The organism is Nonomuraea sediminis (genome assembly GCF_018531495.1).
Taxonomy (GTDB): domain Bacteria; phylum Actinomycetota; class Actinomycetes; order Streptosporangiales; family Streptosporangiaceae; genus Nonomuraea; species Nonomuraea sediminis.
Genome location: NZ_JAHDTI010000009.1, coordinates 1 through 14,032, shown reverse-complemented (window position 1 = coordinate 14,032; position 14,032 = coordinate 1). Strand labels below are relative to the sequence as shown.

8 protein-coding genes, 1 tRNA gene and 2 pseudogenes are annotated in these 14,032 nt (G+C 67.4%); 4 read left to right on the top strand and 7 right to left on the bottom strand.

Annotated elements, in window-relative coordinates:
* The first annotated feature begins 5 nt into the window (after positions 1 to 5).
* Positions 6 to 2,906, top strand: coding sequence for an NACHT domain-containing protein (locus KIK09_RS31685; RefSeq protein ID WP_214323086.1), 2,901 nt, complete (start codon positions 6 to 8; stop codon positions 2,904 to 2,906).
* On the opposite strand, the gene KIK09_RS31680 is transcribed toward KIK09_RS31685, so the two are convergent.
* Together KIK09_RS31680 and KIK09_RS31675 are read right to left on the bottom strand one after the other, a co-directional pair.
* Positions 2,818 to 3,774: a cobalamin biosynthesis protein gene (locus KIK09_RS31680; RefSeq protein WP_214323085.1), complete on the bottom strand. Its 957-nt coding sequence runs from the start codon at positions 3,772 to 3,774 to the stop codon at positions 2,818 to 2,820. The two genes, KIK09_RS31685 and KIK09_RS31680, sit on opposite strands and share 89 nt — an antisense overlap.
* Positions 3,758 to 4,540 carry a phosphotransferase gene (locus tag KIK09_RS31675; protein ID WP_214323084.1) on the bottom strand — a complete coding sequence of 261 codons (783 nt, stop codon included), beginning with the start codon at positions 4,538 to 4,540 and terminating at the stop codon, positions 3,758 to 3,760. The genes KIK09_RS31680 and KIK09_RS31675 overlap by 17 nt, the downstream gene beginning before the upstream one ends.
* A gap of 130 nt (positions 4,541 to 4,670) precedes the next feature.
* Between KIK09_RS31675 and KIK09_RS31670 the strand changes: the two genes are divergently transcribed.
* A tRNA-Arg gene (locus tag KIK09_RS31670) sits at positions 4,671 to 4,744 on the top strand.
* Positions 4,745 to 4,937: 193 nt separating this feature from the next.
* Here the strand turns inward: KIK09_RS31670 and KIK09_RS31665 are convergent.
* A complete protein-coding gene (locus KIK09_RS31665; protein WP_214323083.1) occupies positions 4,938 to 6,515 on the bottom strand; it encodes a tyrosine-type recombinase/integrase in 1,578 nt (525 codons plus the stop codon).
* A gap of 1,437 nt (positions 6,516 to 7,952) precedes the next feature.
* Between KIK09_RS31665 and KIK09_RS60700 the strand changes: the two genes are divergently transcribed.
* Entirely contained in the window at positions 7,953 to 8,627 is a 675-nt protein-coding gene (locus tag KIK09_RS60700; RefSeq protein WP_214323082.1) for a transposase, read from the top strand.
* Here the strand turns inward: KIK09_RS60700 and KIK09_RS31655 are convergent.
* The 4 genes and pseudogenes from KIK09_RS31655 to KIK09_RS31630 all read right to left on the bottom strand — a co-directional run.
* Positions 8,614 to 9,060, bottom strand: coding sequence for a hypothetical protein (locus tag KIK09_RS31655; protein WP_214323081.1), 447 nt, complete (start codon positions 9,058 to 9,060; stop codon positions 8,614 to 8,616). The two genes, KIK09_RS60700 and KIK09_RS31655, sit on opposite strands and share 14 nt — an antisense overlap.
* A gap of 64 nt (positions 9,061 to 9,124) precedes the next feature.
* A complete protein-coding gene (locus KIK09_RS31650; RefSeq protein WP_214323080.1) occupies positions 9,125 to 11,254 on the bottom strand; it encodes a LamG-like jellyroll fold domain-containing protein in 2,130 nt (709 codons plus the stop codon).
* 76 nt (positions 11,255 to 11,330) lie between these two features.
* A pseudogene (locus KIK09_RS58140) lies at positions 11,331 to 12,962 on the bottom strand (Ig-like domain-containing protein); the annotation flags it as partial.
* 138 nt (positions 12,963 to 13,100) lie between these two features.
* A pseudogene (locus tag KIK09_RS31630) lies at positions 13,101 to 13,903 on the bottom strand (IS630 family transposase); the annotation flags it as partial.
* 14 nt (positions 13,904 to 13,917) lie between these two features.
* On the opposite strand from KIK09_RS31630, the gene KIK09_RS60695 reads away from it, so the two are divergent.
* Positions 13,918 to 14,032: hypothetical protein (locus tag KIK09_RS60695; RefSeq protein ID WP_372455712.1), on the top strand; the 115-nt coding region annotated here is incomplete at its 3' end.

Below are 14,032 nucleotides of genomic sequence, written 5' to 3'. Positions count from 1 at the left end.
TCCATATGTCGCGACGCCTTTCCTACGCCGACGCCGCCAAGCTGCTCGGCGGGGGTGATGGCGCCATCGTCACCGCGCTGGACCGGGCGGCAGGCGGAGTGCTGCTCGCGGCCACCGGCGGAGGCGCCGACCTGGCGCTCAACCTGTTCGACGCCAAGGGGGAGCTGGCACGGCTGAGCCACCAGCTCGTCAGCGGGCTGGGCGAGCGGCTGCGCGGGCTGAACCGCTTCGACAGGACCGAGCGGCTCGTCGCCGCCCAGCGGGTGCTGGTCCTGACCGCCTACTTCGACACCGTGCGCGGGCTCGAGCTGCCCGCGCTCGGTAGGGCCGGCGAGGTCGCCGTCGCCACCGGGCACGAGATCGGCTCGGGACGGATCGCCCCGATCGCCAGGATCCTGCTCGCCAGCGACATCCCCGGCCACTCGCCGCGCGACCGGCGCCACTCCAGCACCGACGAGCTGCTGGCCTACTACCGCTCGATCGGCGAGGACCTCCTTGAGGGCTTCGACGCCGAGGCCGCGATGCTCCTCGAGGAGGTGCCCGAGACGGCGGCCAGGCGCTACGACGAGCTGTTCGCCCGGCTGGCCGCCGAGTTCCCCGAGGTGGCCTTCTGGGCGGGCCGGCTCGACCACGAGGGGACCCGCGACGAGCTGCGGACCGGCATGGCCAGGCTCGGCCAGGTCCTCGACCGGATCGCCGCCGGGCGCGCGCCCGACGAGCGGCGCGAGGCGCTGGCCCGCACCTACCGCAGGCAGCTGGAACGGCCCGTCGTGGCCACCGGCGACGTCCCCGACGGGTTGACCATCCCGTCGCTGGCCGGCGCCTACGTCAACCCCGACTACCGCGTCGCGCCCGTCATCAGGGCCGACCGGCTGGACGAGGAGTCCTGGTGGAGCCAGTACCCCGTCCGCGACGACCTGCAGGACTACCTGATCGGCCACCTCACCTCGCTGCACGCCGTCGAGTGCCCGCTGATCGTGCTCGGCCAGCCCGGCTCGGGCAAGTCGGTGCTCACCCGGGTGCTGTCGGCGCGGCTGCCGCCCAGCGACTTCATGGTGGTCAGGGTCGCCCTGCGCGAGGTGCCCGCCGACGCCGACCTGCAGACACAGATCGAATACGCGATACGGCAGGCCACCGGCGAACGGCTCTCGTGGCCCGCCCTGGCCAGGGCCGCCGGCGACGCGCTGCCCGTCATCCTGCTCGACGGCTTCGACGAGCTGGTGCAGGCCGCCAACATCGGCCAGAGCGACTACCTGGAGCAGGTCGTCCGCTTCCAGGAGCGCGAGGCGGACCAGGGACGGCCGCTCGCCGTGATCGTCACCAGCCGCACCGCCGTCGCCGACCGTGCCCGCATCCCGCCCGGCGGGGCGGTCGCCATCCGGCTCGAGCCGTTCACGCCGGTCCAGGTCGAGCGCTGGCTACGGGTGTGGAACGGGGACAACCAGGCGTTCCTGGCCGCGCAGGGGCTCGAGCCGCTGTCGGCGGAAGCGGCGCTGCGCAGGCCCGAGCTGGCCACCCAGCCGCTGCTGCTGCTCATGCTGGCCCTCTACGACGCCGACGGCAACGCGCTGCAGCGCGACGGCCAGGGCCTGGATCCGGCCGACCTGTACGGCAGGATCCTGGCCCGCTTCGCCGAGCGTGAGATACACAAGTCGGATCCCGGGTTACCCGATACCGAGCTGCCCGCCAGGGTCGAGCAGGAACTGCTGCACCTTTCCGTGGCCGCCTTCGCGATGTTCAACCGGAGCCGGCAGTGGGTCACGGAGGCCGAGCTGAGCCAGGACCTCGGCGCGTTGCTCGGCGAGTCGGCGCTGCCCGGTCAGCAGGTGATCGGGCGGTTCTTCTTCGTCCACGAGGCGCAGGCGATCCGCGACGAGCAACGGCTCACGACCTGCGAGTTCCTGCATGCCACGTTCGGCGAGTTCCTGGTCGCCCGGCTCATCGCGCGCGAGCTGGCCACGCTGCCCGACGAGGGACTGCTGCGCAGGCTGCTGTGTTACGTGCCACTCACCCGGCGCGGGCCGGTGATGGACTTCCTGGCCGCGTTGACCAGGTGGTTCCTGCCTCCCCTGCGGGAGCGGCTGCGCGAGAGGCTGCTCGACTTGTTCCACCACTCGCTCGAGGACCTGCCGCGGACGGCCTACGAGCCGGTCCACCGCGGCGTGCCCCTGCGCCATGCCGCCTACTCGGCCAACCTGGTGCTGCTGGCCACGCTGGTGGGAGAGCCCATCAGGGGGCGGGAGCTGTTCCCCGCCGCCCGGTATCCGACCACGGAGTGGCGCCGGTGCGCGATGCTGTGGCGCTCGCAGTTCTCCGGCGAGGGCTGGCGCGGCTACGCCGCCGCGCTCAAGCTGGAGCGGATCTGGTACGAGGGCGACAGGGAGATCGTCCTGTCCATGGGCCCATGGTCGCCGCCCCCGCTCGACGCCTACTGGGCCAACCGGATGTCGCCGGGCCACCCGCTGCGCGAGAGCCCGTGGCGCCGCGTGCCGACCGCCGAGCTGCGCAGGGAGAGCTACCTGACCTGCGACACCGCCGAGGACACCGCCTGGCACGCGCTGGAACCGCTGGGCGACCACGTGTCCGAGTTCGCCGGCCCCCGCTCCCACGGCCACGCGCTGACCTCGCTGTTCCTGACCTCCGCGCGGCCGTGCCCGCCCGAGGAACTGGCCGCGGCCTACGACGCGTGTGTGGGCGAGGGCGGCCCGCACCTCAGCCTGGTGCTGCGGCAGCTGGCCGCCGACAGGGACCGGCTGCCACCGGCCGATCGGGCACGCCTGCTGCCTCTCTTCGCCAGGGACGTCCTGGCGGGCGAGCTCACACCCGAGGCGTCCCGGTGGGCCGTGCAGGCCTTCGGCGACGTCGGCTGGACGCCAGCACCGCCAGGGCAGCGGCCGCCAGCGTGACGGTCCGCGTCAGCCGTACCGCCCGCCTGATGTCGCGCACGCCCGGGGCCGGACCGTCGCCCATCGTCGGGCGGTGCTCGGTCCTGCCGCCGTAGACGTTCGTGCCGCCCAGCGTGACGCCCAGCGCGCCCGCGAACGCGGCCTCGCACCTGCCCGAGTTGGGGCTGGGGTGCCTGTGCCCGTCCCTCAGCAGTACGGCGAGCGCGCCCGCCCTGTCAGGCCCCGCGGCCACCGCGAGCAGGCCCGTGATCCGGGCCGGGACGTAGTTGGCCGCGTCGTCCAGCCGGGCCGCCGCCCACCCGAAGCGTTCGTAGCGCAGCGACCGGTGGCCCACCATCGCGTCCAGCGTGTTGATCGCCCGGTAGGCCAGCAGCCCCGGCACGCCCGCCACCACGCCCCAGAACAGCGGCGCGACCGCGGCGTCCGAGGCGTTCTCCGCCAGCGACTCCACCGTCGCCCTGGCCATGCCCGGCTCGTCGAGGTACTTGGGGTCGCGGCCGCACAGGTGCGGGATCCGCTCGCGGGCGCGCTCCACGTCCCCGTCCTCCAGGGCCTCGGCCAGGTAGGCGCCCTCCTTGGCCAGGGTGGTGCCGCCGAGGACGGCCCAGGTCGCCGCGGCCGTCGCCGCGGTTCTGACGGCCGGGTTCCTGTGGCGCTCGGCCAGGAGGCCGAGCGCTCCGGCCGCGCCCACGCAGAGGGCCACGTGCAGGACGCCGTTCGCTCTTGCGTCACGGTAGATCCTGCGCTCCAGAGCCGCCGCGGCCCTGCCGAACAGGGCCACCGGGTGTGCGGTGCGCGGGTCGCCGATCGCGGCGTCGAGCGCCACGCCGAGCGCGATCCCCGCAGCCCGTTCAGACCAGATGCGCATGGAGGACGTCTTCGTGCTCGTCGAGCCAGGCCGCGGCCCGGCGGATGCGCCGGCCTGCGCCGCCCTCCCACATGCGGGCCCAGCTGCCGTCGGTGGCGGCGCGGCGGCGCATCGCCGTGTAGGAGCGGTCGAAGCGGATGCGGGCCAGGGGGATCAGGCGGCGGCGGTCTCTGGGCGGCACGCCGTACGCGTCGCAGAACAGGCGCAGGCGCGCGCCGACGTCCGCTCTGCGCTGCAGGGACGGCCGGTCGATCGGGTCCGCGATCGGGGCCCAGTGGCGCAGCGTGGTGACGATGTCGAACAGCCTGGTCGTGGGCCTGGCCAGATCGAAGTCGATCAGCGCGACCGGAGTCTCGCCCCGAAAGATCGCATTATCAGGTGTTAAATCACAATGCCCGATGACCTCAGGGGGTGCGTCATCATTTGACCCACCTTCCCAGCCTTGGTTGTCGAGCGGAAAGCCCACCGTGGCGTCGTGATACTCGCGAAGCAACCTGGCCAGCCCCGCCAGCGCCTCATCACCCGAGTTCGCCACCGTCAACCCCGACGTGCCTGGCACGTAGGTGATGATCTCCCGCCCCGCCTCGTCGAACCCCGCTACGCGCGGCGCGTGCCGGAATCCCACGGACTCCAGATGACGCAACAACGCGTGCACGGCGGGGGTCGACGGCTTGACCGGCCTGCGCACGGTGTCACCGACACGCACCACTCCGTCCGTCACGTCCCCGCCCTGCAGGGGAATCTCATGCAGGACCGTGGCGACCATGCACCCAGAGCTTAGCCCCATCCCCCAGAAGATCGCCCACCCTTTATCTCCCTGGTCGACCCCCCTCCGGACCTGACACGACGAAAACGTGTGCATGACACACCGCCAGATCATGCACAATAAGGCGGGAGCGCCCTTAGCTCAGCTGGATAGAGCATCGGACTTCTAATCCGACGGTCGCAGGTTCGAATCCTGCAGGGCGCGCTTTGATCATGGTCTGACCTGCGGTTATGCGGGATCGGATGCGTTCTAGAATTTTCGTCTAGCGCTTGCGTGCTCCCTACGTGCTCGCGCGCACCAACCCCGCACACACGATCGATTCCCCGTCCCCGGCTGCTGCGGGAAGAGCAGCGGCCCCGCCTCGCCGCGAGCATGCGGCGAGTGCGGGGCCGGATGCTTAATCCGACTGTCGGCTTCTCAGTGAGATGAGTTTCCCGGACGCGTCCTGATCTTGTTCGCCGAACAGCAAGGCTGCGGTCTTCTCGGCGGCCGCTATGGCTACCTGCGGGTAGACGGAGGTGTAGGTGTCGGCGGTGAAGGCGCTGGAGGTATGTCCCAGCGTTTCCTGCACCACCTTCATCTCCACCCCGGCCACCAGCATCAGCGAGGCTGCGCCATGGCGGAGGTCGTGGAGTCGGACGGGCGGTAGCCCGGCCAGGTAGGCCAGCCAGAGGAATTGGTCGGAGACGTGCTGGGGATGCAGGCGGCTGCCGTCGGGCTGGGTGAAGACGAAACCGCTGTCGGTCCACGCCTCGCCCATCGCGAGGCGTTCCTGGAGTTGCTGCTGTCGGTGGAGGCGTAGCGCTTGGGTGGTGTCGGTGTCCAGGGCGATGGTGCGGACGGAGGCGTCAGTTTTCGGGGTGCCCTCGTGGACCTGCCAGGCCAGTTGCACGAGTTGCCAGTTCACCGTCAGGGTGCGGGCGTCGAGGTCGATCTCTTTCCAGCGCAGCCCGCAGGCTTCGCCCCGGCGTAGTCCGCGCAGCGTGATCAGCTGATACAGGGCGAAGAGGCGATGTCGTCGTGCTTCTTCGAGGAACAGGCGGGTCTGCGCGGGCGTCCACACCATGACGGGGGAGGGGCGCGGCACGCTGGTGTAGGCGTCGATCGGGTCGACCCGCCGCCCGCTCCGGCGTTGCGTTTCCGCTTGCCGGTAGGTGTGGAAGTCTTCTTGCCAGGCGCGGACTCGGTCGTCGGTCCATACCAGCGGTCTGGGCCGGGTCTTGGCCGGCATCTCCAGCACGGCGGCGGGGTTGAAGTCGATCAGTCGATCCTGGCGCATGGCCATGTTCAACGCGTGCCGCAGGGTGGCGCGGATGTTGTGCATCGTCGTGACGCTGATCGGCCGCCGATATTTGACGCTCGCCCGCACCTGCGGGTCCGGATGGGTGCGGCGTTCGGCGATGGTGTCGTTGAACTCCTCGATGTGTTCGAACATCAACGCGATGTCGCTGACCTTGAGTTGATCCAACCGCAGCCGCCCCAGATACGGCGTCAGGTAGAGGCGGATGTGGCCTTCGTAGGAGCGGCGGGTGGTCTCCTCGATCTTCCGCTTGCGGTTGAGGAACTCCGCCAGCCACTGCTCGACGGTCATCTCCTCGGTGAGATGCTGCCCGGTCCTGATCTTTCGGCGGACTGTTTCCACGCTCGGCAGCGTGTCGGTCTCGACCAGCGTGCGTTTGATCAGGTCGGCGATCTGGGTGCGGGTGGCGGGCTCGCGCGGGTCGGCCAGGGCGAGCAGGTCGCGCACGTGGCCGAGTTCGTCTTTGGCTGCGTCCTGGGTGGCGAAGCCGCCGCGGCGCAGCGGCCCGCGCCGCTTGCCGTCGGGGCCGGGCGGGAGTTCGATCTGGTAGTTCCAGATGCCGTGCCGGTAGCTCCACCCGCCGTCGGAGCGGCGCAGCCTGGGGCATTTCTGCCCGAGTTCCTTGCCGTCGCTGTCGCGGCAGGAACAGCGTTTGAACGTGCGTCCCTCGGCCATGGTGTGTCTCGTTCCTCTTCTCTTCGGTGCTGTTGGGGAGGGCTGGTGTGGCGCTAAGCAGGGGGAGCGGGGTGGCGCACAGCACAGGGTTGCTGAGCCCAGTCCCCGAAGCGACCGGTGACGGAGCTGGTCGCCCTGGTAAAAGGGCGTGCCTTTGGAGGTCCTGTTCCGAGCACTCACCCCGCGATGTCCCGCTCAGCCACGACCCCGGCAATCGCTGGACACGGGCGCACGACGGTCCTGTTGCCTGTGCCGCCGCCGTACGGCGTGGAGCGCCGGGGTCGTCGTGTTCACGTCCGGCGCGGCCGATGCGGTGGGCATGATCGGGCGAGCACGCCCGTGGTCGTCACCCGCCGCATCGATGGCCGTGCCGGACAGGGCGTATCGACGCCCACCTGGATGGCGACGGTCAAGCCGCATCCGACGGCCAACGCCGGGCCGGGGCACCGGCGGTCTCCGCACGGCGTCGCCGCCGTCTCACCGCGCATTGCTTCTCGGAGGCGCCACCGAGTAAGGGCGGCACTGGCGTGCAGCTGCACACAAACCCGTACAGGCGAGATGAGACAGCCGTTTCCAGCACGTCGGCCCGGAATGACCGGGCGGTCGCTGCTGATGGGTCTCATCGGTCGGCAGTTGGGCGCCGTCGGTCGTGCTCAACGGTATGGTCCGCGGTCGCGTTGCACGGCGGACGATGTGATTCGGTGGTGGTGCGTGGTGGTGAGGCGGTGTCATGTTGGTGCGGCCCGATCACCTGGGCCACCTGATCCCTGTCACCTTTTAAATGCCTGTGATCAGGCCCGGATTCGGACAGTAGACGAGGCAAAGGGTCGACCATTATCGCCGGACAAAGCATGCGTTTCTGGTGCGGGCACCGCTCTCAGGTTCGGGCGGCATGAAGAGAGGGCAGCCCCGAAGAAGCTGCCCATCTGTGATGTGCCCCCGGCGGGGTGCAGCGCAAATGGGCAGCAATGCTCCCACGCCGTCGGTCGACAGAAACTCACGACATCCGAGAGCTTCCAGCTCGGTAGAACCCGCTGATTATGAGTCGGTTCCTTTGGTGTCGTCCGGTGTCGTGGAGTGTTGTTTTGTGTCGCTGTGAGCGGGATTCTCCCCGTCGTCGTGCCGGTCAGTGCCGATGCGTGCCGCGCCGTATCGCGTTCACGCGAGCAATCACCGAGCAACCATGCGCGCTTGACCATCGACACTCTGTGCTATTTGTCCCTCTCGGGACTGCTGCCTAGGGCCATGCTTTCGCGATGAGGCCCATGTGGCCTACGCAGCTCGAACGCGTACGAGCAGCCGCCGAGCAGCCTCGGCCATCGATCGCAACGGCTACGACCGCACCGCCTTCACCATCGACTGGAACCGTCGGCAGGTCACCTGCCCGCAAGGACAGACCAGCACCTCCTGGACACCCTGCCGGCAGAAGAGCACCCGATGATCGTCGCCGCCTTCCCGCTCAGCACCTGCCGTCCCTGCCCCGTCCGGGCCTTATGCACCAGCGGCCAGCGCAGCGGCCGCCACCTCACCCTGCATCCACGAGCGATCCAGGAAACCCTCGACGCGGCCCGCGTCGAACAGACCACCCCCGCCTGGCGCGACCGATACGCCATCCGGTGCGGTATCGAGGCCACCATCCACCAAGCCGTCACCGTCACCGGCATGCGCCGCGCCCGCTACCGAGGCATCAAGAAAGTCCACCTCGAACACATCGTCTCCGCTGTCGCGGTCAATCTGATCCGCCTGGACGCCTGGTGGAACGGCCAGCCCTGGCCGTATGAGAATGAGTTAACCAGCAGAGTCGTACAGGCTCCAGCAGACCACTCGCCTCAGCGACACCCAGGCCCAGATCTTCAAAGACGCCGGGGTGTCCTTGCCGCCAAAGATGAGCGGCCTGCAACCCTTCGAATAGCCCTCGACCTGCAGAAACGTTCTCCGGAGACGTGGACACACGCCCCTGATGCTTCTTCACGCCCGTTCCCGCAGGTCAACCCCCAGATTCACGGCTGGCGTGTGCCCACCGACTGCGAAACTCGGGTTTCAGCCCGCTTGACCCGGAGCGCAGTGAGCCGAGCAGGCTGTGTGCGGTCGCCTGCCCCTACGGGGCCGTAGGCCAAAACTGCAGCTTCAGTAGGGTGAAGCTAACAATGTCCGCCGTGAACTCCTCGTGCTGGAGGGCTTTGCGATGCACACTGACGTTCCAGGCGTGGTCCCGGCGGCCCAGATCGAACACGTCGCCATGAGACTCTCCGCCGGAATAGATACTAACGGCGAAGATCTTTCCTGAAGTCAAGTGGACGCGTCCAGTCTGACTGCTGTCCCACAGGGATAGCGGGGGAGGAGAGCTATCCCATAGTTCGTACTTGATGCGGCATCGTTCGCTATGGGTTTCGTTGATCGCTATCCCGTTGTCCACAGTGCGAACCCACTCGTCCTCGGGGAGTTCGACCTCGTCGAGAACCCAGTCCAGGTCGGCGTCCACGACGCCGCGTACATACCTCTGCATCTCGCGTCGATCGAGAATCCCGTCGATAAGGGTTGCCATGAGCTTTAGTGGCCTTTCGTGCTGGCTGGACCGACCTGCCGGACGGTCCAGCCAAAATTAAGAGCTAGTCGAGTGGCTGGATCCAGAACGGGTCAGAGTTCAGCATCCTGTTGTTGCTGTACCAGGCATTGAGATACGTTCCGTGCGAGGTGTTCACCGAGCCATTTATCCAGGCGACGGAGAAGTTGTAGAACGGGTTGGCGCGAGCGGCCCCTTCCAGAGTCGAAGCGAACGGGAACTCGTCACAATGCATCTTCTCATCCCGGTCGCCGAGTTCCAGGTCGCAGACGGTCTTGGCGGCACTACGGTTTCCGTTCTGGATGGGCTCGTATCCGTGGCGGTGCAGGGGCTTAATTTCACTGCCGCCGGGAATGGACTTCGTTCCGGTTAGATCCGGGAAGGTCGGCCCTCCAGGCTTGGGTACGGTGTCCTCCGGATGAGTGAGGGCCTTCTTGATGTGCTGATGAATGCTCTTGTATGGGACTCCGGTGCTGCTGACGTCGTTCATACTAATGGTGAACGCCGGTACAGCGTCCGAACTGACGCAACCACCGCCCGTGTGATATTTGACCATCGGAGACGTGTCGCAGCGGAATGTGCCGAGAGCGTATATCTTAGTGCTGCTTTCCTCGAAGTCGACCGGGCTCTTGCTTAGGATGGAGTGATTGATCGTGCAATTACTGATCTTGTGGTATCCATTGCCCGGACCGGCCGTGAACAGTTCGCTCGAATGCCATTCGGTCGCTGTGTCCTGCTTCCATGCGTTCACGGTCTTGTAAACGGTTGTCCCGCTTGCGGGTGACACCCGGGTGCAGTCGCTACTCTTTGAGCCCATCGTGCTGGCGAAGGCGATGTAGGCGTCACCGAGATCGTATTTGGAGGCATCTACATTCTCGACTTTGTCTATGTAGAAGTGCTTGCGGACGTAGAACTCGCGTCTATTCAGCTTACCGTCCAGATAGGTGAGCTGGTGACCGCGAAGTGTCCCGAGCTTCTTGCCGAAGGGCCTACTTCCTTTCCACCATTCCTTCCAGTACTCCACAATGAAGCCGGAGACCTGGCAGACGTTGAAGCGGTTCATTGTGTAGGTGTACGGCCCTGCGTCCCACTGTGTTTTGGTACGGCAGTCGTTGTAGGAAGGGGTGGGTACCACTCCCTGTGGTCCGGCCCGCAGGGTTCGCTTGATCTCGTCCGCCGTCGGCTGAGGATACGCGGCTGTGGTAGCGGTGGTTAGTGCTCTGGCGTCGGCAGTAATGCTGAGGTCCTGCCAGTCGGTCCAACTGCCGCCGGTGATGCGGGCTCGCCATCTCACGTTGGCGCCCTTGCTTAGCCGATCCTTGGGAACCTGCAGTGTCACCCGGGAGTCATCTGGCCGGGCGGTGACCTGGCCGGACCAGATCAGCAAGTCGTCCTTGGCCGGCCTCTCGGTGATCTTGGTGGAGTTGATGGTCTTGGTGGGCCTGTTGCTGACCTCGATCTCGATCTTGGTCTTGTCTCGGCGCTGACCGGGGATCCAGGCGGTCAGGCGGGGGGTGAGCGATCCGCTGTCCGCTGTCAGCTTTTCGATCGTGGGAGCGTCCGTGCGTGATGTCTGGGCAACTGCCCGTGGTGCTGCTGCCGTGCCGATGGGCGTGTTCATGTCGGTTTGGATTTCGGCGGCGGTCTGGGCGCGGTTGTAGATCCGTACCTCGTCGATCAGACCGCTGAAGTACTCGCCCCAGACGGAGTTGCCGCCGATCCGCAGCGGGCCGCCGTCGTCGAGGACGTCGCCGGCGATGGGTGCCTGGGCGGCCAGGGCACCGTTGATGTACAGGCGGAGGGTGCTGCCGTCGTAGGTGGTCGCCAGGTGGCTCCACTGGTTTGCTGGTAGCGGGTCGTCACCGGTGAGTCCGCCGCCCTGTTGGTTGGTTTCCAGCCAGCCCGCGGGGGCGTTGTATTCGGAGGAGGCGTACAGGCCGTAGCCGCCGCCGGTGGATCGCTCTTTCATGAGAACGGCTCGCCAGAGGGCGTCTGCTGTGGCGGGTCGTACCCAGGCTGAGAGCGTGAGCGCGTTGGTCAGGCGCAGTGAGGCGGCGTGCTGGATGGTCACCCAACTGGAGGAGCCGTTGAACGACAGCGCCGAGCCGTACTTGCCCGTCGTCCACGTGGTGTCCAGGGCGGTTCCGGTGTTGTTGTTGCCGGAGAAGTCGCCCACGGGTGGTGCCCGTGGTTTCGTTCATGCCGTAGGCCGCCACAAGGCCCGTGGGAGGTTTGGCTCCGGTGGTGAAGGCCCAGGTGTGAGCTCCGGTCATGACGTTACCCGCGGTGTCCTTGGCGCCGGACACCGTGGCGGTGTAGGCCGTGGTGTCCGCCAGCGGCTGTGCTGGGGTAAACGTGAGGACGCGTTGGGCGGCGTCCATGATTGTGGTTCCGGCGATCGTCGTGCCGGTCGGGTTCTTCAGCGTGAGCTGGGCTTGGGTCACGGCTTCACTGAAGGTGGCGGTCACCGTGGTGGTGACTGGGACGCCAGTTGTCTGGGCTGCCGGGGTGACGGAAGAGACGGTTGGTGGGATGGTGTCAGGGTTGGGAGTTCCGGAGCCGATGGGGGTGTTCATGTCGGCTTGGATTTCGGCGGCGGTCTGGGCGCGGTTGTAGATCCGTACCTCGTCGATCAGACCGCTGAAGTACTCGCCCCAGACGGAGTTGCCGCCGATCCGCAGCGGGCTGCCGTCGTCATAGAGACTCGCGCTGAGCGTCGTCTGGGCAACCTGCTGGCCGTTGATGTACAACCGCAGAGCGGTCCCGTCGTAGGTGAGCGCCAGATGGTTCCACGCGCCCACCGGCAACGGCGAGGTTCCAGCGACCGTTGAGGTGACGTCGGCGGAGGTTTGCACCCAACCGGATGGGTTCCCGCCGCCGTTTGCGGCATACAGGCTGTAGGAGGCGCCGTCAGAGCTCAACTCCTTGGTCAGCACGCTTCTCCAGTTGGCCGCTGTGGCCGGGTTGACCCAGGCCGAGAGCGTCATCCCCGTCGTCAGGCGCAGCGACGCGGCATCCTGGACGGTGACCCAGCTCGACGTACCGTTGAACGACAGAGCCTGGCCGTACTTGCCGGTCGTCCAACTGGTGCCGGAACCCGTACCGGAGTTGTTCTTCCCGGAGGCATCAGCCACACCGGTGCCGGATCCTTCGTTCATGCCATACGCGGCCACCAGGCCCGCCGGTGGCGGTGGTGTGTCCGCACCCGTCGTGAATGACCAGGTATAGGGCGCCATCACATTGCCCGAGGAGTCTTTGGCGCCGCTCAGTTCAACTCGATAGGCGGTCTGCGCTGAGAGCGTCGACGCCGGAGTGAACGTCCATTCGGTCGTACTCTCGCCACTCTGCAGCGCCCCCTGCACCGGGACTCCCGCCGGATCTTTGACAGTGAGCTGCACCTGGGATGCAGCCTCATTGAACGTTGCCTTGACCGTGGTGTTCACCGGCACATTCGCCGCGTCGGGACTCGGTGCAGCCGCGGTCACGACCGGCGGAGCGGTGTCGGGTTCTCCCGTGGTGAACGACCACGAATAGGGCGCCATCTGATTACCGGCGAGGTCTTTGGCACCGCTGACTTCCGCCGTGTAGGTGGCGCTCGAGGCCAGAGGCGCGTTCGGCGTGAAGACTAGTAGGCCGCCATCCGACTCATCCATGACCGCATTTCCAGCCATCTCGGTGTGCTGCGCGTCCTTGCCCACGATGTGGGCATCGGTCACCTGCTCGCTGAACAGCGCCTTGATCGGCTCGTTGAGCGGGGCGCCGGTCTGGCCATCCGCGGGAGTGGCCTTCACCACGCGCGGCGGTTTGGTGTCCGCTGGCAGTGGGTTCGTTTCCGGCGGTTCCTCGCCGCCCGGCGGAAGGGTGTCGGGGTTGAAGGCATCCACCAGTTCCTCGTCTGTGAGGTTGTCTGGATAGAACGCATCCGTCAAGCGGGTGGTAGCCGACTGCCCTCTCTCCTGTGCCTGGGCTATCGCCTCTTCATGCGACAGGGCCTCTGGTGGAGGAAGGAGCACGCCGAGGACCTAACCGGCGACGACGGCACCTGACCGCGCAGGGAACCAGACGATGCCTTTCTCGCTTCGGATCCGGGCGCGTTCCTTGCGCTCGGCGGCCAGGACGTCGCGGTGACGGGCGTTGGCGTTGCGCCACCGCAGGTAGGCGTGCAGGGCCCGGGTCTGCACGGTGTGGTTGGGGTGGCTGGAGTTGGCGATGGTGAACTGCCTCAGCGGCCCGAAGTGCGCCTCGATCGGATTGGCCCACGAGGCGTAGGTCGGGGTGAAGCACAACTCGACCTTGTTCTTCGCCGCCCAGCGGCGGATGTCGGCGCCCTTGTGGGCGGACAAGTTCTCCAGGATCACGTAGACCGGAGCGCCGTCGGGACGGGCGGCACGGATCGACTTCAGCGCGGCCAGCGTGTTCCCGGCGCCCTTCTTGCGCCGGTTGACGCCCCACAGGCGGTCGTCGCCGACCGAGTAGCAGCCGTGGAAGTAGCGCACCCCGTGGGTGCGGTGGTAGGTGGCCGACAGCCGGTCGGGATGCTTCTGCTCGGCCCAGCCAGAGCCGTGGGTGGGGCGGATGCCGAGCGGGCCGAACTCGTCGAAGGCGAAAACCCTGTCCGGGAAGCGGTCCAGCACCTCCTCGATCCGGTCCAGCTTCGCCTCGAGGGCCGGGTCGGGGGATTCCTTCCAGGTCTGGTGCGCTGGAAGGTGACACCGCGACGGGCCAGCAGGGTGCGTAAGGTTTCGCGGCCAATGCGAATGATCCGGCCGTGGACTTTGCGCAGGTAGGCGACGAGCTTGCGCAGAGACCAGCGGGTGAAGGGCTGGCTTGGCCACGCTCATGGCCGATCGCTCGGGTGCCCTCGCCGAGGGCAGCCGGGCGCTGGAGCAGGCTGTCACCGACCTGGTGGCCGCCGCCGTGCGGGACGGCGCCGTTCGCGACGACGTGGATGCCG

Bases quoted from the DNA above. Each gene is read 5' to 3' on its own strand.
- KIK09_RS31685 (WP_214323086.1), top strand. From the start codon at position 6: ATGTCGCGACGCCTTTCCTACGCCGACGCCGCCAAGCTGCTCGGCGGG.
- KIK09_RS31680 (WP_214323085.1), bottom strand. From the start codon at position 3,774: ATGCGCATCTGGTCTGAACGGGCTGCGGGGATCGCGCTCGGCGTGGCG.
- KIK09_RS31675 (WP_214323084.1), bottom strand. From the start codon at position 4,540: ATGGTCGCCACGGTCCTGCATGAGATTCCCCTGCAGGGCGGGGACGTG.
- KIK09_RS31665 (WP_214323083.1), bottom strand. From the start codon at position 6,515: ATGGCCGAGGGACGCACGTTCAAACGCTGTTCCTGCCGCGACAGCGAC.
- KIK09_RS60700 (WP_214323082.1), top strand. From the start codon at position 7,953: ATGATCGTCGCCGCCTTCCCGCTCAGCACCTGCCGTCCCTGCCCCGTC.
- KIK09_RS31655 (WP_214323081.1), bottom strand. From the start codon at position 9,060: ATGGCAACCCTTATCGACGGGATTCTCGATCGACGCGAGATGCAGAGG.